The organism is Pseudomonas sp. FBF18 (genome assembly GCF_024261405.1).
Lineage (GTDB): Bacteria > Pseudomonadota > Gammaproteobacteria > Pseudomonadales > Pseudomonadaceae > Aquipseudomonas > Aquipseudomonas palmensis.
On the sequence record NZ_QKRS01000018.1, the window covers coordinates 22,398 to 43,009 of the forward strand.

A 20,612-nucleotide genomic window follows, 5' to 3' on the forward strand; every position below is an offset into this window, starting at 1 on the left:
GCGCACCCGATCATGCACACCCCCCACTCTGAAGCGGCCCCGAACCTGTCGGGCGGCATGAGCGATGCGGTACGCCAGTTCGACTGGAGCCGCACCGCCCTGGGGCCGGCGCCGCAATGGCAGGCTTCGCTGCGCATCGCCGTGGACATGCTGCTGGCTTCCAAGTTTCCGGGTTGCCTGGTGTGGGGCCCCGAGCTGATCAGCATCCACAACGACGCGTTCGTGCCCTTGCTCGGCGCCAAGCCGGCGCCGCTGGGCAAGCCGCTGAGCGTGATCTGGAGCGACGTGTGGGACGATATCAGCGCCCTGGCGCAGCGGGCCTACGCCGGCGAAGCGGTGTTCATGGAAAACTTCGCGCTCGATACCGACCGCAACGGGGACGTGGAGCGGGCGTACTTCACCTTCTGCTACAGCCCGGTGCGCGACGAGTCCGGCCAGGTGGCGGGCTTTCTGAACACCGTGTTCGAAACCACCGAGACGGTCAGAAACGAGCAGGTGTGGCGCGAACGCGCCGATGCCTTCGAACAGAAGATCATGGAGCAGACCGCAGACCACGAGCGCATCTGGGAGCTGTCCAGCGACATCATGATGCTGGTGCGCGAAGACCTGCAGATCTACGCCATCAATGCCTGCGGTCGCGAGCTGCTGGGCTGGGACGATTCGTTCATCGGCAGGCCGGTGCTGGAGCTGTGCCATGTCGACGACCGGCCGGGCATCGAAGCGGTGCACCAGCAACTGCGGGCCGGGCAGACCGTGCAGGGCTTCAAGTGCCGCTACCGTCACCGCGACGGCCACTACCGCTGGTTCAACTGGTCGATCGTGCCCAGCACCGGCATCTATACCGCCATCGGCCACGACATCACCCTGGACCAGGAGCGCGCCGCGGCCCTGGTGCAAGCCGAGGAACTGCTGCGCCAGAGCCAGAAGATGGATGCCGTGGGCCAGTTGACCGCCGGCATGGCGCACGACTTCAACAACCTGCTGACCGGTATCAGCGGCAGCCTGGAAATGATCGAGCGGCGTATCGGCAGTGGCCAGCTGGACGGCCTGGATCGCTACATCGCCGCCGCCAAGGAGGCGTCCCAGCGCGCGGCGGTGCTCACCCACCGCCTGCTGGCGTTCGCCCGGCGCCAGCCCCTCGACCCGCGCCCGGCAGACCTCAATGCCCTGGTGCACGGCATGGACGCCCTGATCCGCCAGACCCTGGGCCCGGACATCGCCCTGCAGCTGAAGGTCGAGCCGCAGCTGTGGCGCACCCTGGTGGACGCCAACCAGCTGGAAAACGCCTTGCTCAACCTGTGCATCAACGCACGCGATGCGATGCGCGCCGGCGGGCGGCTGACCATCAGTACCGGCAATGAACGCTACGATGCCCGGGTCGCAGGCAGGGACGGCCTGCCCCCTGGCGACTACTGCTCGCTGACGGTCGAGGACGACGGCCAGGGCATGAGCCCCCAGGTGATGGAGCGCGCCTTCGAACCCTTCTTCACCACCAAGCCCGTGGGCCAGGGCACCGGCCTGGGCCTGTCGATGGTGTACGGTTTCGTGCGCCAGTCGGGCGGGCGGGTGTGGATCGAGGCGTCCGATACCGGCGGCACCCGCATCAGGCTGGTGCTGCCACGCTACTGTGGCGCCGACGGCCAGCCTGCAGCCAGCGTACCGGTGCAGGCCAAGGCCAGCGTGCCGGGCAAGGGGCGGATCCTGCTGGTCGATGACGAACCGACCCTGCGCATGCTGATCAAGGAGGTGCTGCAACAGGAAGGCTACGACGTGATCGAGGCCGTGGATGGCCGTTCAGGCCTGGCGGCGTGCCTGGCCGGCCCGCCGGTCGACCTGCTGATCACCGACATCGGCCTGCCCGGCGGTTTCAGTGGGCGCCAGGTGGCCAGCGAGGTGCGCCGGCACAACCCGCAGCAGAACATCCTGTTCATCACCGGCTACACCGACGAAGCCATCGCCCAGCGCGACACCCTCGAGGCGGGGGTGGAACTGCTGACCAAGCCCTTCCCGCTGGACCGCCTGCAGCGCAAGGTCAAGGCCATGCTTCAGCGCGCCGAGTCGCGCGGGCCGGGGGCCGGCACGCCGGCGCCCTGACTGGCCACGCGCTCCAGCAGCAGGTAGACGATGCAGGCCACCAGCAGCGGCAGCAGAAAGTACAGTACGCGGTAGGCAATCAGCGCCGCCAGCAGGGTGCCCTTGGCGTACTGGCCCTGCAGCAGGGTGATGAACACCGTCTCCAGCACCCCCAGGCCTGCCGGAATATGCGTGATCACCCCGGCAATGCTGCTGATCATCAGCACCCCGACGATGCTCGGGTAGCCCACCTTGTCCGGCAGCAGGGTGTAGATCACCAGCCCCATCAGCAGCCAGTTGCATGCCCCCATGACGGCCTGCAGCAGTGCCAGGCGGATGCCCGGCAGCGTGAGCACCTGCCCGCGCACCTGCCAGCTGCGGCGCCTGGCGAACGCGCAGGCGCCCAGGTAGGCCGCAGCGGCCAGCAGCATCAGCACACCGATCACGCGCAGCCCGCCGGTGCCGATCTCCATCCCCGCCGGCAGGCGCGGCAGGCCACAGGCGAACAGGCTGCCGGCCACCAGCAGGTAGCCCAGCCAGTTGGTCACCAGGCCCAGCCCGAGCAGGCGGCTGATGGTCGGTACATCCAGGCCCAGGCGCGAATACAGGCGATAGCGCAGGGCAACCCCGCCCACCCAGGCACTCAGGTTCAGGTTGAACGCGTAGCACACGAAGGCCAGCGGCACGACCTGGCGCGCCGGCAGCTGGTGGCCGGTGTAGCGCCGCCCCAGCAGGTCATAGCAGCTGAACAGCACGAAGCTGCACGCCGCAATCGCCCCGCCCAGCAGCAACACCCCGGGCGGGTAGGACACCAGGGCGTGACGCACCTCGCCCCAGTCCTGGTTGCGCAGCAACATGAACAGCAATGTCGGTATCAGGATGAAGAACGCCAGGGTCAGGGCCCGGCGCGCCCATTGCCAGTGTGTGCCGGAAAGCTTCATGACAGCGGCTCCTGGAGCGCCGCTGGCGGCTGCAGCGGCTTGAGCCGGGGCTGGTGCGCAGGCAGCCAGCCGACGATGGCCGGGAACAGCCGGGTGAAGTGGAACGCCATGAAGATCAGCGGTGCGCGCCACCAGTAGCCGCGCAGCACCCGTTGCAGGGTCACCGGCTTGCATTGGCTGTGGGCCAGCGCCTGCAGGTGCTCGCCCAGCAGCTGGTTGAAGGCCTGGTCGCGGATCACCAGGTTGGCCTCGAGGTTCAGCGACAGGCTCAGCGGGTCGAGGTTGCTCGACCCCACCGTGGACCACTCGCGGTCCACCACCGCGACCTTGCCGTGCAGCGGGCGCTCGCAGTACTCGTGAATGCGCACGCCGTCGCGCAGCAGGTAGTTGTAGAGCATGCGCGAGCACAGCCGCACCAGCGGCATGTCGGGCATGCCCTGCAGGATCAGGGTGACGTCCACGCCACGCCGGGCCGCATTGCGCAGGGCCCGCAGCATCCGGTAGCCGGGGAAGAAATAGGCGTTGGCGATGATGATCCGTTCGCGCGCGGTGACGATGGCGCGCATGTAGTGCTGCTCGATGTCGGTGGGGTGCTCGGCGTTGTCGCGGATGCACAGGCACATGCGCGCCTGCACGCTGTCGGCACTGATCGGCGGCGCCCGGCGCCACCAGCCCCGGGGCCGAACAGGGCGCGCGCGCTGGGCGTCGAGCAGGGTCAGGGTGGCCTGCTGCAGGTCGGCCACGATCGGCCCCCGTACCCGCACGGCGTAGTCCTGCTTGGCCATCGGCCCGAAGTCGGCCAGGTGGTCGGCGCTGTAGTTGATGCCGCCGACAAAGGCAGTGTGCCCGTCGATCACCAGGATCTTGCGGTGCAGGCGGCGGAACAGGTTGGTGCGCAGCCCCAGCCGCCGCGGGCTCGGGTCGAACGCCTGCAGGTGCACACCGGCCTGGCTCAGCGCCAGCAGAAAGGCGTTGCTCAGGTCGGCGGTGCCATAACCGTCCACCAGCACCTCCACCTGCACGCCGCGTTGCGCTGCCTCGATCAATACCTGTTGCAGCTGCTTGCCGACCTTGTCTTCGAAAATGATGAAGGTCTCCAGCAGCACCTGCTCCCTGGCATTGGCAATCGCCTCGAAGGCGGCCGGGAAGTACGCCTCGCCATTGATCAGCAATTGCACCTCGTTATCCTCGCGCCAGTCGGCCTTCATAGCAGTACCTCCACGAACAGCGGCAAGTGGTCTGACAGGTGCGACCAGGGTTTGCGCCCCATCACCCGGGGTTGCCGGGCCTGGGCGTTGCGCACATAGATACGGTCCAGGCACAGCAGCGGCCAGCGCGCCGGAAAGCTGCGTGCGGGGCGCCCGTGGGCCTGGGTGAACACCTCCACCAGGCCGCAGCCGGCCAGGTGCTGGTCGGCGCGCTGGCGCCAGTCATTGAAGTCGCCCGCCACGATCACCGGCGCCTCGGCGGGCAGGCTTTCCAGCAGCCGGCACAGCAGGCGCAACTGCTTGACGCGCTGGCGCTCGTCCAGCCCCAGGTGCGCACACACGGTATGCAGCGGACGCTGGCCGGGTACATCGAGCACGGCGTGGAGCAGGCCGCGGCGCTCGCTGCCGGTCACGCTCACATCGAGGTTTTCGTAATGCCGGATGGCGAACTTGGACAGCAGCGCATTGCCGTGCTCGCCGTCCGGGTACACCGCATTGCGCCCGTAGGCGTACTGCGGCCACAGGCTGTCGGCCAGGAACTCGTACTGCGGCACGTGGGACCAGTCCGGGTGGCGACTGGCATGGCCACGGTGGCTGCCCAGCACCTCCTGCAGAAACACCAGGTCGGCGTCCTGGCTGCGCACGGCCTCGCGCAGCTCGGGCAGCACATAACGCCGGTTGAACGCGCTGAAGCCCTTGTGCACATTCACCGTAAGCACCCGCACGGCGTGCTCGGTGACCTGCCGGCCGGCCACCGGCGGGGGCTGGGGCAGGCTCATGGGAGGTTGCCCGGGCCGAGCATCTGCGCCACCTTGCGCGTCAGCTGGGTGAACTTGAAAGGCTTGTTGATCATCTGCATGCCCGGGTCGAGAAAGCCCCGGCACGAGGTGGCGTTTTCGGCGTAGCCGGTGATGAACAGCACCTTCAGCCCCGGGCGCAGCTTGCGCGCGATCTCCGCCAGCTGGCGCCCGTTCATCCCCGGCAGCCCCACATCGCTGATCAGCAGGTCGATCGGCCGGTCGGAGCGCAGAACCGACAGTGCCAGGCTGGCGTCGGCCACCTCGCAGCACTGGTAGCCCTGCTCGGCGAGGGTCTCGTGGACCAGCTGGCGCACCGTGTGGTCGTCCTCCACGATCAGCACGCGGTTGCTGCCATTGGCCTCTGGCGGCGGGCCGGGGGCGGGCGCTGGCGCGCCCTGTACATCCCCCACATGACGCGGCAGGTAGAGCTCGACCTGGGTGCCATGGCCGATGCTGCTGTACAGCGCCACGTGCCCCTGGGACTGGCGACTGAAGCCATACACCATCGACAGGCCCAGCCCGGTGCCCTGGCCGATGGGCTTGGTGGTGAAGAAGGGGTCGAAGGCGCGGTCCACGCTGCTTTGCGGCATGCCGCAGCCGTTGTCGTGCACGCTCAGCAGCACATAGTCGCCGCTGGCCAGCGGATGCCCGCCAGGCAACGGCTTGCCCTGGCGGCGGTTGCCGGCGTGGATGCGCAGCTCACCGCCGTTGGGCATGGCATCACGGGCGTTGCTCAGCAGGTTGTCGATGGCTTCGCGCAACTGCTGCGCGTCCACCTCGATGTGCCACAGGTCGGCGTCGAGGCTGACCTGCAGGTCGATCTGCGGGGTCAGCAGGGCGCGCAGCTGGTCGCCGTCCAGCAGGCTGGCCAGGCTGACCGGGCCCGCATCCAGCGGCTGACGGCTGGAGAATGCCAGCAGCCGATGGGTCATGCTGGCGGCGCGCTGCACCGCCCCCAGGCTCATGTCGATAAGCTTGGGCAGGTCTTCCTGGCGGCCCTGGGCAAGGCGCCGGCGGATCAGCTCCACGCTGCCGCCGATGCCGGTAAGCAGGTTGTTGAAGTCGTGGGCCACACCGCCGGCCAACTGGCCGATGGCTTCCATCTTCTGCGTGTGGCGCAGCTGTTGTTCGTCTTCGCGCAGGTGGCGCAGTTGCTCTTCCACCCGCTGCTCCAGGTCCTGCAGGCGGGCCGCGCTGTACTGGGCCTGGTACTGGCGACGGCGGGCGCGCAGCGAAGCGTGGGTCAGGGCCAGCAGGCCGCTGGGCTGGAACGGGCATGCCAGCAGGAACAGGTTGCCCAGCGCCGTGTGCAGGTCGGCGTCCGGCGCCCGGGCCGGGCTGGTCAGCAGCACCACCGGCAGGTCCGACCAGGCGGGCTGGGTACGCAGGTAGTTGTGCACGGGCGACTGTACGAAGCCGCCCAGGGACTCGTCGGCGATGATGGCCAGCCCCGCGCCCTGGCCCAGGGCATCGGCCATCTCGTCCAGGTCGCGGGTGGCCAGCGCTTGTATGCCGGCTTCGTCGAACAGGTTCAGCGCCAGGCGGCTGAGGGTGGGCGGGGCAAGTATCAGTGCGCGTTCGCCGTTTGGCACCGAATTGTTCACGGGCGATCTCCTTTGATAACGCACAGCCAGGCGATTGCCTTTTTATCCATGCACTATCACTGGACACGCCACTTTCGGCGGGGTTCAAAACGCTTGCGGGAGCCCGGACGAGGGGCCTCAGAGGCCTTGCTGCACCAGCGGATCGTCCGGGTTCTGCTGCTCCAGCTGGGCCAGCAGCACCTGCACGTTCTGCAGCTGGCCGGTCTCTTTCCAGTAGCCGATCAGCAGCACCCGCGCCTTGCGGTTGGCCGGCTGGCGGGCGAGCAGGGTTTCGAGCTGCTTCTGCGCCACCTCGACCTGCTCCAGGCTGTGCAGGGTCAACGCCAGGGTATAGCGATACTCGGCGTTGTCCGGGTCCAGCGCCAGGGCCCGGTCGAACGCCAGCAGCGCGTATTCGTGCTGGTCGTGGCGCATCAGCCACAGGCCCAGCTCGTGTTGCAGGAAGGCCGAGTCTGGGTGGCGCTTGAGCGCCTGGGCCAGCAGCTCGCGGGAGGCATCGGCGTGGCCCTGGCTGTCGAGCAGGCGCACCTTGGCCGCCAGTGCCTCGAGGTCGTCGGGGGCCAGCGCCAGCGCTCGCTCCAGTGCCTGCGCCGCCTCGTCGTCATGGCCCTCGTGCACGTACAGCCGGGCCAGGTGCACCTGGGCGGCGGCATCGTCGAGCTGCTTGAGCAAGGCCTGCTGGTACTGCTCCAGTGCCTGCTGCAGCGGGCCGTAGTACAGGCCGACATCGTCCGGGCCCAGCCCCAGCAGCGCATCGACCGCGGCAAAGCGCACGCTCTGCTCGGGGTCTTCGAGCATCGGCCCCAGCAGCACGCTGCGCTGCGGCGCCGGCACCAGCGCACTGATGCTGGCGATCGCCGCGCGGCGCACCAGCGGGTCGTCGTGGCTCAGGTCCTGGTCGGCCAGCTTCAGCGCCAGCGGCGAAGGGTAGTTGGGCAGCTCGGCATGCAGGCTGGCGCGGCGAATGCCCGACAGGTCGGCGCGCGCCAGTTGCTGGTACAGCACCCGCCCCGCCCCCGGCTGCCCTTCATGGGCCATGGTCAGCGCCTTGGTGTAGCCATGGCTGGGGGCCGGCGCGGGGGCCGGGGCGTCACCCAGCCAGCCGTAGCCCAGCCCGATGACGAGCAGCACGAGCAGGCTGAGCAGGGTATAGAGGCGCGGTTTTGACATGCGGCATCCGGGCAGGCGGGGTGGGGCAAGCTTGGGTCAGCCAGGAAACGGAGTCAATCCGTTTTCCCCCTTCACCTGCCCGCACCCTGCGCCGCAGCCCGTGCCGCGAGCCGTCAGGTGCGAAAATGCACCACCAGGCTCTGCAGGTCGCTGCCCAGGCGCGCCAGTTCGACGCTGGAGCTGGCGATCTCGCTGCTGGCCAGTGCCGACTGGTCGGCGGTTTCGCGCACATGCAGCACGTTGCGGGTGATTTCCTCGACCACCGTGGTCTGTTCTTCGGCGGCGCTGGCGATGCGCAGGCTCATCTGCTGGATGTCCGAGACCTGCCGGGTGATCGCCGCCAGCGCATCGCCGGTGTTGCGCACCCCGGTCACGGTCGACTGGGTCTGCTCCACGCTGGACTGCATGATCTGCGTGCTCTCGTTGGCAATGCGCTGCAACTCGCCGATCAGGTGCTCGATCTCCTCGGAAGACTGCTGGGTACGCTGGGCCAGGCTGCGCACCTCGTCGGCCACCACCGCGAAGCCGCGCCCGGCCTCGCCGGCACGCGCCGCCTCGATGGCGGCATTGAGCGCCAGCAGGTTGGTCTGCCCGGCCACGGCCTTGATCACCCCGAGCACGCTGGCGATACGGTCGATTTCCTGGTGCAGGCGGCTCATCGACTCGGCCGACACCCCGACCTCGCCGGCCAGCGCCTCGATCTGCACGATGGCATTGCGCGAGATGCCCGAGGCGCCGCTGGCTTCCTCGTCGGCCTGGCGGGCCGCCTGGGCTGCGTCTTCGGAGTTGCGCGCCACGGCCTGCACCATCGAGGTCATCTGGTTCATGGCGGTGGCGACCCGGTCGGTGTCGCTGCGCTGGCTGTCGGTGCCGGCCTGGGTCTGGGTGGTGATGGTGGCCAGCTGGCTGGCCGATACCGCCAGTTGCGAGGAGCCGTGACCAATGCGCGTGATCACCTCGCGCAGACGCTGGCTCATGTCGCCGATGGCGCGCAGCAGCTGGCCCAGTTCGTCTCGCCGATGGCTGTCCAGCTGCACGGTGAGGTCGCCGTGGGCGATGCGCTCGGCCGCCTCCAGGCTCTGGCGCAGCGGGCGCACGATCTGCCGGCCGATCAGCCAGGCGATCAGGGTGCCCAGCACCAGGGTCGCGACGGTCACGCCCAGCAGAATCGAGACCACCGTGGCCACGCTGGCGGCAGCGCGCTCCTCTTCCTTCTTGTACAGCACGTTGATGCTGCCCTGCAGGTCGGCCAGCAGGGCGTTGGCCTGCACCACCCGGGCGCTGTCGGGCGGGTCCAGGGCCAGGGCGGCCTGGTGGGTGGTGATGTAGCCCTGCAGGCCGTCGGCCAGTTGCTGCACGGTCTGCAGGTCTTCGGCGGGCCAGGCGCCGCGCTGCACGTCCTCGAGCACCGCGTTCAGTGCGCTGTGCAAGGCCTGCTGGTGGGTCTGGTGGGTGTCCAGGTGGGCGGCCTGGGGCGCCAGCGCGTACTGGTAGTTGGCCTCGCGGGCAAACACCGTTTCGTCGAACAGGGTGCTCAGTCGGTTGATCCGCTCGAACGAGGTCTTGTCGTTGTGCAACCCCTTGAGGCCGGTGGCGGCCAACCACACCGCCAGGGCCAGCATCAGCCCGAAGCCCAGTGCCAGTTTGCGGGTGACGGTGAGGTTTTCCAGTGAAAGTACGCGCAGCATGAACGCTCCTTAGAGTGGGGGGAACGTGGTTCCCGCCACACTATAGAAGCGCTGTCGCAGTGGATGAAGGCTAAGTGCCATACATCACGCCAAACGTTGATCCAGCTCAATTTTATTGTCGGACAAAACTCAGAAGTCGTAACTCAGGCTGGTGTAGTAGAACGCGCCCTGGGCGCCCTCGGGCGAGGTGATCGAGTACTTCTGCACCCCGTACAGGGTCTGGCCTTCGAGTTTGTCTGGGTGGCTGTCGAACAGGTTGATCGCACCCACCGAGACCTTCAGCCCCTGGTCGAAGCGGTAGCTCAGGTCCAGGTCGGTGATCCACTGTGCGCTGAAGGTCTGGTCCAGGTCGGGGTTGCTGGCATTGAGGCTCTGCCATTCACCGTAGCGGCGCTGGGTCAGGGTCACGCCCCAGTTCTGGTACAGCCAGTTGGCGCTGAGGGTCAGCTTGGTGTCGGGGGTGCCGTGCTCGATCAGGCCCTGGGTGGCGCGCCCGACGATCTGGTTGCCGGCAATGCCGCCGGCATCGCGCAGTTCGGTGATGCGCGTGCGCGTCTTGGCGAAGCCGGCGTTCAGGTCCAGCCGGCCGTACTGCGCCAGGTCCCACTGGTACTGGCCGGCCAGCTCGATGCCGTCGGTGCGGGTGTCGGCAATGTTGGTATAGAACGCCGCACTCTGGATGTTGGCATACGGCGTACCGGCGAAGATCGGCCCCACCACGCTGGCCGGCAACTGGTCGGACAGGGTGATGCGGTTGTCGATGTCGATGCGGTAGGCGTCCAGGGTCACCGAGGCGTTGGCCAGCGGGCGCCACACCAGGCCCAGGGAGTAGTTGGTCGACTCTTCGGGCTTGAGCGCGCGCCCGCCCAGCAGCGCGGCCTCGGGGCTGTCGGCACGCAGGGTGCGCTGCTGCACCTCGACCCAGTTGCCGCTGCCAGGTGGCTGCTCCACCACCTGCACGCTGAACGAGGACAGCCCGCTCTGCACCAGCGAAGGGGCGCGGTAGCCGGTGCTGAGGCTGCCGCGTGCGGCGATCTGCGGGGTGAAGTCGTAGCGCAGCGACAGCTTGCCGTTGGTGGTGTCGCCAAAGTCCGAGTAATGCTCCGAGCGCAGCGCCACGCCGGCCTGGAACTTGTCGGTGAGCTGCCCTTCGAGGTCGACATAGGCGCCGAACACCTTGCGCTCCAGCGACGCGGCATCGACGTTGGTGATGCCCGAGTAGTAACCGGGGATCGGCCGCCCGCTGACCGGGTCCAGGCTGCCGAACAGCGGCCCGTTCTGCCAGCCGGCCGCCTCGCCGGCGCCCAGGTGGTAGTTCTCCTTGCGCCAGGCCAGGCCCGCCGACAGGGTCAGCGGCCTGGCCAGCAGGTCGGTGGGGAAGTCGCGCACCCAGTCCAGGGTCAGGTTGGTCTGTTGGTTCTCGCGCTCGCCGGTGTAGATGCTCGACGGGCTGGCCGTGCCCCAGCTGGGGTTGATGGCGTTGCGGTCGGTGGACTTCAACGTGTCGTTGCCGTAGTTGGCAGCCAGGTCGAACGTGCCCAGGGTTTCGTCCTCCCAGCGCAGGCCGCCGGTCACGGCATAGTCTTGCAGGTTGTAGCGGGTGACCGGCAGGCGCCCGTCCGGGTAGCGGCGCAGCGCATCGCTGCCGTAGTTGCGGGCCAGGGTAGTGGGGGGGTCGAAGAAGCCGTCGGCGTCGGTGTTCTTGTGCGCATAGGTGGCAAAGCCATAGGCGGTCAGCCCTTCGCCCAGGCCGATTTCGCTGTTGGCCACCAGGTTGTACTGGTCCGAGACATTGCCCGAGCCCCAGCGCCAGGTGCGGTAGCGGTTGTTCTGCTCGCGCGGGGTATCGGTGCTGGTGCTGCCGGGGTAGAAGATCCGGTTGTCGGGGTTGGTGTCGCTGGCCGGGTCCTGGCTGCCGGCATCGAAGCTCAGGGTCAGGAAGCCATCGTTGGGCAGGGCCAGGCCCTTCCAGCCGCTGAGCTTGCGCTGCAGGCCGTCGCCCTTGTCGTAGCCGCCGAAGCGATAGCCCACGTTGCCGCCGTCGTCGTTCTCCTTGAGCACGATGTTGATCACCCCGGCGATGGCGTCCGAGCCGTACTGGGCGGCGGCGCCGTCGCGCAGGATCTCCACCCGCGACACCGCGCTGAGCGGGATCAGGCTCAGGTCCACGGCCGCTGCGCCACGCCCGTTGGCCAGGCCCTGGCGGGTCACGTTGGCGCTGGTATGGCGGCGCTTGCCGTTGACCAGCACCAGCACCTGGTCCGACGCCAGGCCGCGCAGCGAGGCGCCCTGGGCGATGGAGCCGGCGAACGCGCCCTGGGGCGACTGCGGGAAGCTGAACGAGGGCGACAGGGCGGTCAGCGCACCGGACAGGTCGCTGGCGCCGGTGTCCTGCAGCTTTTCGGCGCTCAGCACATCCACCGGGGCTGCGCTTTGCAGCGCGGTGACGTCGCTGCGGCGGGTGCCGACCACGACCACGGTATCGAGCTTGTCATCCGCGCCGGGTGCGGCCTGGGCAGAGCATTCGGGCACGGCAACGCTGCCGATGACCAGCGCGATGGCGCCGGCCAAGGGGGTGGGACGCAACATGGGGTGTACTCCTTGCAAGGCAGTTGAAGTGCGCCGGCAGCCTGCCGCCGGCGCGGTCGATCAGAATCGGCTGGTGACGCTGACGCCGATCGTGCGCGGGTCGCCGTAGGTCAGCACGTACTGGCCCTGGGGGCCGTTGGGCCGGCCGTGCACCTGGTAGCGGCGGTCGGTGAAGTTGTTGACGAAGCCGGTCACGCTGAGCTTTTCATCCGCGCTGAACCAGGTCAGGCGGCTGTTGGCCAGGGTGTAGTGAGGCTGGCTGAGGGTCGGCTCGGCGCTGCTCTGGCGATTGGCCAGAAAGTACTCCTTGTCGCGAAAACTCACGTCGGCGCCGGCCACCAGCTTGCCGCCGATCGCCAGCGGGATGGTGTAGTCGGCGCCCAGCGACACCACGTTGCGCGGCGAGCGCACGAAGCTGTTGCCGCTGTAGTCGGCGGTCACTTCGCCGGTGGTGGGGTTGACGTTCTTGAAGTCGGTGTACTCGGTGTCCAGGAACGACACCGCCGCGCGCAGGTGCAGGTAGTCGGTGGGCTGGCCCTCGATCTCCAGCTCCGCGCCCTTGACCTTGCCCTTGGCACCGTTGGTGAGCGCGGTGGTGAGCACGCCGCTGTTGACCGTCAGCAGGTTGACCTGGATGTCCTGGTAGTCGTAGTAGAACAGGTTGGCGTTGACCGTCAGGCGGTGGTCGAACCACTCCGATTTCAGGCCCAGCTCGTAGGCATCGAGCTGTTCCGGGTCGACCGTGGTCAGCTGCGCCAGGTTGCTCGACAGGCCGGTGTTGAAGCCGCCGGAGCGAAAGCCGTGGGCATAGCGAAAGAACACCCGCAGGTTGTCGTTGATGCGGTACTCGGGCGTCACATCGTAGGTCCAGGCGTCCCAGCGCTTGCTCTCGTCGCGGTTGCCGTTGGCACCCGCAGCGCCCAGCGGCACCAGCGGGCCGTTGGCGCTGGTGCGGGTGAGCTGGGCCAGGTCCAGGTCGATGCTCTTTTTCTCGGTGGTCCAGCGCAGCCCGCCGGTCACGGTGAAGTTGTCGCTCAGGTCATAGGCCAGGTTGCCGAACAGCGCGTAGCTGTCGGTCTTGTGGGTGTAGTCGAGGCTGCTCAGGTCGACCCCGCCGATCTGGTTGGAGCCGCTGCCGTTGGGCGTCGGGCCCGGCGTCACGAAACGCCTGTCGGTGCTGTCGAGGGTTTCGTGAAAGTAATGGGTGCCGAGCATCCAGCGCAGGGTTTCCTGCTGCGGGGAGGCCAGGCGAAATTCCTGCGAGTACTGGTCGTAGCGGTTGTCGGTGTCGCTCGCGCCGTTGACCTCGTAGGGGGTGTAGTCGGCGTCGGTCAGCGACTGCTGGCGGATAGAGTCGTAGGCGGTGATGGAGGTCAGCCGGTAGTCGCCGATGTCCCAGTTCAGGGTCAGCGAGGTGCCGTCGTGGTCGAGTTTGGAGTGCTCGTCCACGTTTAGCTCGATGCGCCGCCCCTGGGGGCGCTGGTAGCCGACGTTGTAATAGGTGCCCAGCGGCAGCGAACCGCTGCTGCCATCGCCCTTGAACTGGCGCCCGTGGAGCTTCCACAGCGCCTCCAGGTCCGGGTTGAGCCTGGCCAGGAACTGCACGCGCACGGCCTTCTTGTTGACGTCGCCATAGGTCTGGTCGTTGGTCAGGTTGTGGGTGAAGCCGTCGCGCTCCTCGGAATACAGCGACACCCGGCCGGCCAGGCGTTCGTCCACCAGGGTGCCGCCCAGGGCGCCGTTGAGGATGCGTTCGTTCTTGCTGCCAAAGCCGATGGTGCCGAAGCCGTCGGTGTCGAAGGTGGGCTTTTTCGAGATCACGTTGACTGCCCCCGCCGTGGTGTTCTTGCCGTACAGGGTGCCCTGCGGGCCGCGCAGCACCTCGATGCGCTCCAGGTCGAACAGCGGGCCGCCGCCGGCGACGGGTGCGTTGAGGTAGACGTCGTCGGCATAGATGCCCACCGGGTAGACCGTGGCGGCGCCGGTGTCGCCGGTGCCCAGGCCGCGGATGTACCAGCGCGGGCGGCCATCGCCATCGGGGTTCTTGGCCGAGGCGTTGGGGATGAAGGTGGTGATGTCGCCCATGGCGCGCACGCCGTCGGCGGTGATACTGGTGCCCTGGACCGCGCTGACCGCCACCGGCACTTCCTGCAGGGTTTCTTCGCGGTGTTGTGCGGTGACGGTGACGGTCTTGAGTGCCGGCGTGGTGCTGTCGTCGGCGTGGGCGGTGCTGGTGCCTGCGAGCAGCAGGCCCAGGCCGATGCCCCTGGCCAGTGGATGAAGCTGATGCATGGTGTGGCTCCCCGAGTGTGGCTGATACGGGGCTAGAGCAGGGTTTGTGCCATGTTTGCAAGCTGTTGATTTACATGGGGTTTATCGGGTGTTTTGGGGTGGGTTGCTAGTGGTGCAGCAGGGGGCTGTGGAATGCCTGCTGCTGCAGCAGCAACCGGTTGGCAAGGCGGCGCCTTGCATCGCGGGTCAAGCCCGCTCCCACACGGACCGTGCGAGTCCTGTGGGAGCGGGCTTGACCCGCGATGGGCTGCAAAGCAGCCCCAGCAATCAGGTGGCCACCCGCGACGTCGACCCGATCACCGCCTCCAGCACACTGAAATCGATCCAGTCGCGCACATCGAAGCGCCGCGCAATGAAATGCCACCGATGCAGAAAATCGGTGAAATCCTGCAGCGCCTCGATCGAGCGACTGTCCAGCGTGGTGCGCAGGCGTCGGTGCGCGTCCTCGCCATACGCCGCCGCCACCCAGTACTCGCTGGTGTTGAGCTCGCGCGCCAGGTAGCGTCGGGTTTCATCGGGGTTGGCCCAGGCCCACTGCTCGGTACGCAGCACCACGTCGACGATGCGCGTGCACGCGCCGAAATGCTGTTGCAGCAGGTTCAGGTCAACAGTCAGGGTGCGCGGCGTGCCGTTGTTGGAACGGATCAGCGGGTCGGGGTGCGAGCCGGTGTCGATCACCACCCGCAGGCCGAACTCGTGGGCCAGTTGCAAGGCCGAGGCCCCCTTGAGGAAGATCGCGTCGATATCGCCGCGCAGCAACCCGATCAGTTCGTTGTTGCGCCGGCTCACCCGGTTCATGCCCAGGGTCACCGTGGCGCCATGCACATGGGTGACCTGCTCGTCGCTGTGGGTGCCGCCGTAGGGGTAGTCCACCAGCTCCACATCGGCCACGTCCAGGCCTTCGAGCCTGAGCGCGTTTTCCAGCCCGCGCAGGGCCTGGGCGCGGGTGAAGTCGATCTGCACGTTAGCCCACTTGGGCAGGCCGAAGCGGCGGTTCTTGAGGTCGCGCACGCTTTTCACGCCGCTGTCCTCGGTGGTCAGGATCAACTGCACCTCATCGGCCCAGCTCAGCCCCAGCACGCGGGTCTGCACGCCGCTGGCGTAGGCCCAGATCGCCGGAATGTTGCCGCCGTGGCGCACCGAGTTGGGCAGGTGATGGTCGTAGTGGGCTTCGCGCACTTCGCGCTCGCTGGACTCGCGCAGCGACTGGATCGAGGTGCCCAGCGGCTGGAACGCCTCGGCCAGGCGCCCGGTCTGCACGGCGATGCCAAGGCCGGTCGGCACCGGGCTGTGGGTGTACCAGAGGGTATCGAGAGGGGTGGTCATAGGGGCATCGGGTCCTTGATGGATTGTTGTTGCACCAGCGGCAGCACTTCCTGGCCGATGCGCAGGGCTTCTTCCAGGTGCGGGTTGCCGGCCAGGATGAAGGTCGAGAAGCCGGCGTCGCGGTACTCGGCCAGGCGTTCGGCGATGTTCTGGTGGCTGCCCACCAGGCCCACGGTGGGGCCGGGCTTGGCCTTGGCGAAACCGGCCCACAGGTTTGGCCCCAGAATCAGGTCGTCGAAGCGCTGGATGTTCTGGTGATAGGCGCTCTGGCGGGCGCCGCCGACCGAGTCGCTGGCAGTGCTGAAGGTGCTGGAGAGGGCGCTGGGCCTGCCGTCGAGCTTGTCGAACTGGCGGCGCAGGTCGCGCCAGGCGGCCTCTTCGGTTTCGCGGGCGAACAGGTCCACGCGCAGGCCGAAGCGCACCGTGCGGCCCTGCCTGTCGGCCAGCTCGCGCACGCGCTCGATGTGCGGCCTGAGTTGCTCGATCGGCTCGGCCCAGTTCAGGTACACGTCGGCGTGGCGTGCAGCCACGTCCAGGGCCGGGTCGGAGAAACCGGAGAAGTACACCCCCGGCTTGCGCACATGGCCCAGGTGCTCGGGCAGGGCGCCGTTGTCCAGTTGATAGACCTCGCCCTGGTAGCTGAAGTGCTCGTTGCGCCACAGGCCGTCGATGATGTCGAGAAATTCGCCGGTGCGCCGGTAGCGCTGGTCGTGGTCGAGAAAGTCGCCCTGGGCGCGCTGGCTGGCGGGGTTGCCGCCGGTGATGATGTTCCAGTCCAGGCGGTCGTGGCTCAGGTGCTGCAGGATGGCGGCCTGCTGTGCGGCGTAGGCGGGCAGGGTCCAGGCGGCCTGGAAGGCGATCAGAAAGCGCAGGCGGCGGGTTTCGCGGGCCAGTGCGGCGGCCACGATCCAGGGCTCGGGGCCGGTGGGCAGCAGGGCGCCTTCGAAGCCGGCCAGTTCGGCGGCCTTGGCCACCTGGGCGATGTAGTCGATATAGGTGAAGCCGTCGGGGCGGCCGTCTGCCAGCCGGCCGGGTGCGATATGGCCGTGCTGGTGGCTGAAGCTGCCACGGTTGTGCCGGTCGGTGCTCAATTGCGGCCCGTCGGTGCCCAGGGGCAGGCGCCAGAAGAATTCGGTGCTCATGGCTGTTCCTCGGTGAATGTGCCAGAGGTGGTGCAACCGTCATGCCACGCGGTGCGGGCCCGATTTTGCGGGGGGTGGGCTGCTGCACTGCTGCCAGGGCAGCAGTGCAGCAGCAGTGGGTGCGGCGGTTGCAGCACCAGAGCAATGCCCCCCTGTGGGAGCGGGCTTGACCCGCGATTGGCCCTAACCGGCCCGCGCATAGCTGCGATGCAGCGCCGCATACGCCCCACCCCTGGCCAGCAACTGCGCATGCGGCCCTTGCTCCACCAGGCGGCCCTGGCCGATCACCACGATGCGGTCTGCCTCGCGAATGGTCGCCAGCCGATGCGCGATGATGATCGCCGTGCGCCCCTCGCACAGCCGACGCAACGCCCGCTGGATGCGCCGCTCGGTATGCACGTCCACCGCCGAGGTGGCTTCGTCCAGCACCAGCACCGCGGGGTCTGCCAGGTACGCCCGCACCAGGCACACCAACTGACGCTGCCCATGACTCAGGTGCGCGCCCAGCGCCCCCACCTGGGTCGCGTACTGGTGCGGCAGGCGCTCCAGCACTTCATCGGCGCCTAGCTCGCGGGCCGCCGCGATCAGCGTCGCATCGTCCGCCCCCGGTGCTGCCAGGCGCAGGTTGTCGAGGATGCTGCCGGCAAACAGCACGTTGTCCTGCAGCACCACACCCACGTGCCGGCGCAACTGCTGCTGGCTCAACTGGCGAACATCGATGCCATCGAGCTTCACCGCGCCGCCGTCCACGTCATAGAAGCGCGTGAGCAACTGCACCAGCGTGCTCTTGCCATGCCCCGACGGCCCGACCAATGCCAGCACCTCGCCGGCCCGTATGTGCAGGTCCAGCCCGTCGATCACCGGCGTTGGCGCCTGACGCTCATAGGCAAAGCGCACCTGCTCGAAGCGCACCTCGCCACGCGCCCTGGGCAACGCCACGGGCACCTGCGGGTCGAGAATCTGCGGCGCGGTGTCCAGCAGCAGAAAGATCCGCTGCGCCGAAGCCGAACCGGTGGCATAGCGCTCGAACAGGTCGGTCAGCTCCTGCAACGGCCCCAGAAACAGCATCACGTAGAACAGGCTTTCACCCACCTGGCCTACCGTCACCGAACCCTCGGCCAGCCCGTAGCCACCCACCAGCACCAGCACCGCCATGCCCATCGCGGCCAGCAGCGCGGTGAACGGCGCGAACCAGCCCGAGCGCAGGCTGCCCAGAATCAGCGCGCGGTTGAAGTCGTCCAGCAGGCCCTGGTAACGCTGCAGGTTGGTCTGCTGCCGGCCGGTCTGCTGCAGCAGGCGCACGCCGCTGACGCTCTCCACCAGGTGGGCGGTGAAGCGGCTGCGGTTTTCCGCGACCTTCGCCCAGTTGCGCTGGGCGATACGCTTGAAGCCCCAGGTGGCGAGCAGCAGCAACGGCACGCTGCCGATCAGGCTGAAGAAGAACAGCGGCTCTATCAGCCACAGCATCACCGCCGCCAGGCTGCAGCGCAGCAGGGCGCCGAGCAGCTCGGGCGGGCCCTGGATCAGCAGCGGCTCAAGCGCGTCCACGTCGCGGTCGGCCCGCGAAATGATGCGCCCGGCGCGGGTGCGGTCGAAGTAGCCCACGCTCAGCGCCTGCACGTGCGCAAACACCCGCACGCGCAGGTCGTTGAGCACGCTGATCGCGGCGCTGCCGGCGATGTACTGCGACAGCCCCGCCAGCACGAAGCGCCCCAGCCAGCTTGCCGCCAGGCCCGCGCCCAGCCACAGCACCAGCGGCGGGTCCAGCAGCCAGGCGTTGCCGTCATGGATCAGCCCGTGATCAAGCAGCTCGCGCACGAACCACGGGCGCAGGAACACGGTGAACACCAGCACCAGCTCCAGGCCGATCACCCAGCCGATCTGCCGGCGCACCGGGCGCAGCAGGGGCAGCAGGCGCCGGAACATGCTGCGGTCCAGGGCCTTTCTTGCCAGCAATTCTTCTATCTCGATATCGCTCAGGGCAGTGCCCGCTTGCGGCTTAGCCATGCTCGATCCCCAGCAGTTCACGGTAGGTCGGGTTGCGGTGCAGCAGCTGCGCATGGCTGCCGCTGTCGGCAATGCCGGTACTGCTCAGCAGCAGCACGCGGTCGGCCAGTTGCACGGTGCTCAGCTTGCTGGCGATCAGCAGCAGGGTCGGCGCATGCCCATCGCTGCGGCGCTGGCGCAGGGTGTCGAGCACATGCTGCTCGCTGATCGCGTCCAGCGCGCTGGTGGCGTCGTCCAGGCACAGGATGTCGGGGGCCGCCAGCAGGGCGCGGGCCAGGCACAGGCGCTGGCGCTGGCCGCCCGAGAGGGTCACGCCACGGTCGCCCAGCGGCGTGTCCAGGCCCTGGGGCAGGCGCGCCAGCACGTCCTCGGTGCTGGCCTGGCGCAGTGCATCGAGCAGTTGCGCGTCGCTGGCCGTGGGCGCACCCAGGCGCAGGTTGGCAGCCAGGCTGTCGGCGAACAGAAAGCTCTCCTGGGGCAGCACATGCACGCGCCGGCGCAGTTCATCCAGCGCCAGGGTGCGCACGTCGTGCCAGCCCCGTGCAGCGCTGCCCAGCAGCACGCGGCCCTGGTCGGCCTCGGTCAGGCGCGGCAGCAGGCTGGCCAGCAGGCTCTTGCCGGTGCCGGTGGCGCCCACCAGCGCGACCACCTCGCCGGGTTCTATCTGCAACGAGCACTGGCTGAGCACCGCCTGCCCACCGCCGGGCGCTGCCACGCCGACAGCCTCCAGCTTCAGGCCCAGCGGCCCCGGGGGCAGCGACTGCTGACCGCTGACGATGTGTACCGGCGCATCGAGCAACTGCCAGATACGCTCGGCCGAGGCGCGCGCGTCGGCGAAGGTCTGCATCACCCGGCCGATGCCTTCGATGCGAAACACCAGGGTGGTGGCGATCAGCAGCGAGGTCACCAGCTCGCCGATGCCGATGCGCCCCTGGGCCACCAGCTGCGCACCGACCACCAGGATCCACACATGCCCCAGCGCCACCACCGCCTGCGGCAGCGGTATGCGCGAGCTGGCGTAGGCCAGCGCCTGGCGTGCATGCCCGGCAAACACCTGCACCTGCGCGGCAAAGCCCTGGATGCGCTGGGCCTGCAGGCCGAACGACTTGATCACCCGTACCGCGCCGATGCCTTCGGCCAGGTCCTGGTTGACCCGGTCGTAGGCGGCGCCCACGGCACGGTCCAGTGCCACCAGGCGCTCGGTCTGGTGCACGAAGATGCCCAGCCCGAGCACGGTCAGCAGCAGCGGCCCCAGGGCCAGCCACGGGTCGTACCAGGTCAGCAGGCCGACGGTGGCCAGCACCACCAACGGGGTTTCCACCAGTTGGCGCCAGAAGCTGATCAGGGCATCGCGCACCTTGTCCGCATCGCGGGTGGTGCGGGTGACCATCTCGCCCATGCCGTGCTGCCAGTGGTAGCCCAGGTGCAGGGCCTGCACCTGGGCCAGCAGGCGCTCGCGCAGGCGCGTGAGCAGCGCCTGGCCGAGCACCAGCGAGCCGATGGCCGCGGCGTACTGCAACACCGCGCGGCCCAGCGCCACCGCGCCTATCAGCCAGAACCAGTGCCAGGCCAGGCGTGCATCCAGGCTGCCATCGGCCAGGCGCACCACAGCGGCGCCGGCACTCACGTCGTTCAGCGCATGGCCGATCAGCCATTGCTGCCAGACCAGCCCCAGGTTGATGAAAACGAACAGCCCGGCGACCAGGGCGAAACGCCAGGGCATTTCGCGGTAGATCGCCAGGCTGCGCAGCAGCGGGTGTCGAGGGCTCATG

General features: G+C 68.4%; 13 protein-coding genes. 1 reads left to right on the forward strand and 12 read right to left on the reverse strand.

Annotated features, from left to right (window positions below; all coding sequences use genetic code 11):
- Positions 1-12 precede the first annotated feature (12 nt).
- Complete coding sequence (locus DN387_RS22130; RefSeq protein WP_054915464.1) at positions 13-2,094, forward strand: ATP-binding protein; 2,082 nt, start codon at positions 13-15, stop codon at positions 2,092-2,094.
- Here the strand turns inward: DN387_RS22130 and DN387_RS22135 are convergent.
- The 12 genes from DN387_RS22135 to DN387_RS22190 all read right to left on the reverse strand — a co-directional run bounded on the left by DN387_RS22135 (position 2,046) and on the right by DN387_RS22190 (position 20,611).
- The gene (locus DN387_RS22135) at positions 2,046-3,014 is read right to left on the reverse strand and encodes a lysylphosphatidylglycerol synthase domain-containing protein (protein ID WP_054915378.1); all 969 of its coding nucleotides are present in this window, start codon (positions 3,012-3,014) and stop codon (positions 2,046-2,048) included. The genes DN387_RS22130 and DN387_RS22135 overlap by 49 nt on opposite strands.
- Positions 3,011-4,222, reverse strand: coding sequence for a cardiolipin synthase ClsB (gene clsB / locus DN387_RS22140; protein ID WP_054915377.1), 1,212 nt, complete (start codon positions 4,220-4,222; stop codon positions 3,011-3,013). Before clsB ends, DN387_RS22135 begins: the two co-directional genes overlap by 4 nt.
- Positions 4,219-5,001, reverse strand: a complete 783-nt coding sequence (locus DN387_RS22145) for an endonuclease/exonuclease/phosphatase family protein (RefSeq protein WP_054915376.1) — start codon at positions 4,999-5,001, stop codon at positions 4,219-4,221. Before DN387_RS22145 ends, clsB begins: the two co-directional genes overlap by 4 nt.
- A complete protein-coding gene (locus DN387_RS22150) occupies positions 4,998-6,626 on the reverse strand; it encodes a response regulator (protein WP_054915375.1) in 1,629 nt (542 codons plus the stop codon). The genes DN387_RS22145 and DN387_RS22150 overlap by 4 nt, the downstream gene beginning before the upstream one ends.
- A gap of 117 nt (positions 6,627-6,743) precedes the next feature.
- Positions 6,744-7,796, reverse strand: coding sequence for a lipopolysaccharide assembly protein LapB (locus DN387_RS22155; protein ID WP_254506359.1), 1,053 nt, complete (start codon positions 7,794-7,796; stop codon positions 6,744-6,746).
- A gap of 113 nt (positions 7,797-7,909) precedes the next feature.
- The gene (locus tag DN387_RS22160) at positions 7,910-9,484 is read right to left on the reverse strand and encodes a methyl-accepting chemotaxis protein (RefSeq protein ID WP_043862919.1); all 1,575 of its coding nucleotides are present in this window, start codon (positions 9,482-9,484) and stop codon (positions 7,910-7,912) included.
- Between the two features lie 129 nt (positions 9,485-9,613).
- Complete coding sequence (locus tag DN387_RS22165; protein WP_054915373.1) at positions 9,614-12,073, reverse strand: TonB-dependent siderophore receptor; 2,460 nt, start codon at positions 12,071-12,073, stop codon at positions 9,614-9,616.
- 60 nt (positions 12,074-12,133) lie between these two features.
- A complete protein-coding gene (locus DN387_RS22170) occupies positions 12,134-14,365 on the reverse strand; it encodes a TonB-dependent receptor (protein WP_054915372.1) in 2,232 nt (743 codons plus the stop codon).
- Positions 14,366-14,632: 267 nt separating this feature from the next.
- Positions 14,633-15,691: an ABC transporter substrate-binding protein gene (locus DN387_RS22175; protein WP_043862916.1), complete on the reverse strand. Its 1,059-nt coding sequence runs from the start codon at positions 15,689-15,691 to the stop codon at positions 14,633-14,635.
- Positions 15,688-16,833 (reverse strand): LLM class flavin-dependent oxidoreductase, encoded by a 1,146-nt coding sequence (locus DN387_RS22180; protein WP_054915371.1) that lies wholly within the window; start codon positions 16,831-16,833, stop codon positions 15,688-15,690. Before DN387_RS22180 ends, DN387_RS22175 begins: the two co-directional genes overlap by 4 nt.
- A 183-nt stretch (positions 16,834-17,016) precedes the next feature.
- A complete protein-coding gene (locus tag DN387_RS22185; RefSeq protein ID WP_054915370.1) occupies positions 17,017-18,840 on the reverse strand; it encodes an ABC transporter ATP-binding protein in 1,824 nt (607 codons plus the stop codon).
- Positions 18,833-20,611: an ABC transporter ATP-binding protein gene (locus tag DN387_RS22190; protein WP_054915369.1), complete on the reverse strand. Its 1,779-nt coding sequence runs from the start codon at positions 20,609-20,611 to the stop codon at positions 18,833-18,835. The genes DN387_RS22185 and DN387_RS22190 overlap by 8 nt, the downstream gene beginning before the upstream one ends.
- Position 20,612: the final 1 nt, after the last annotated feature.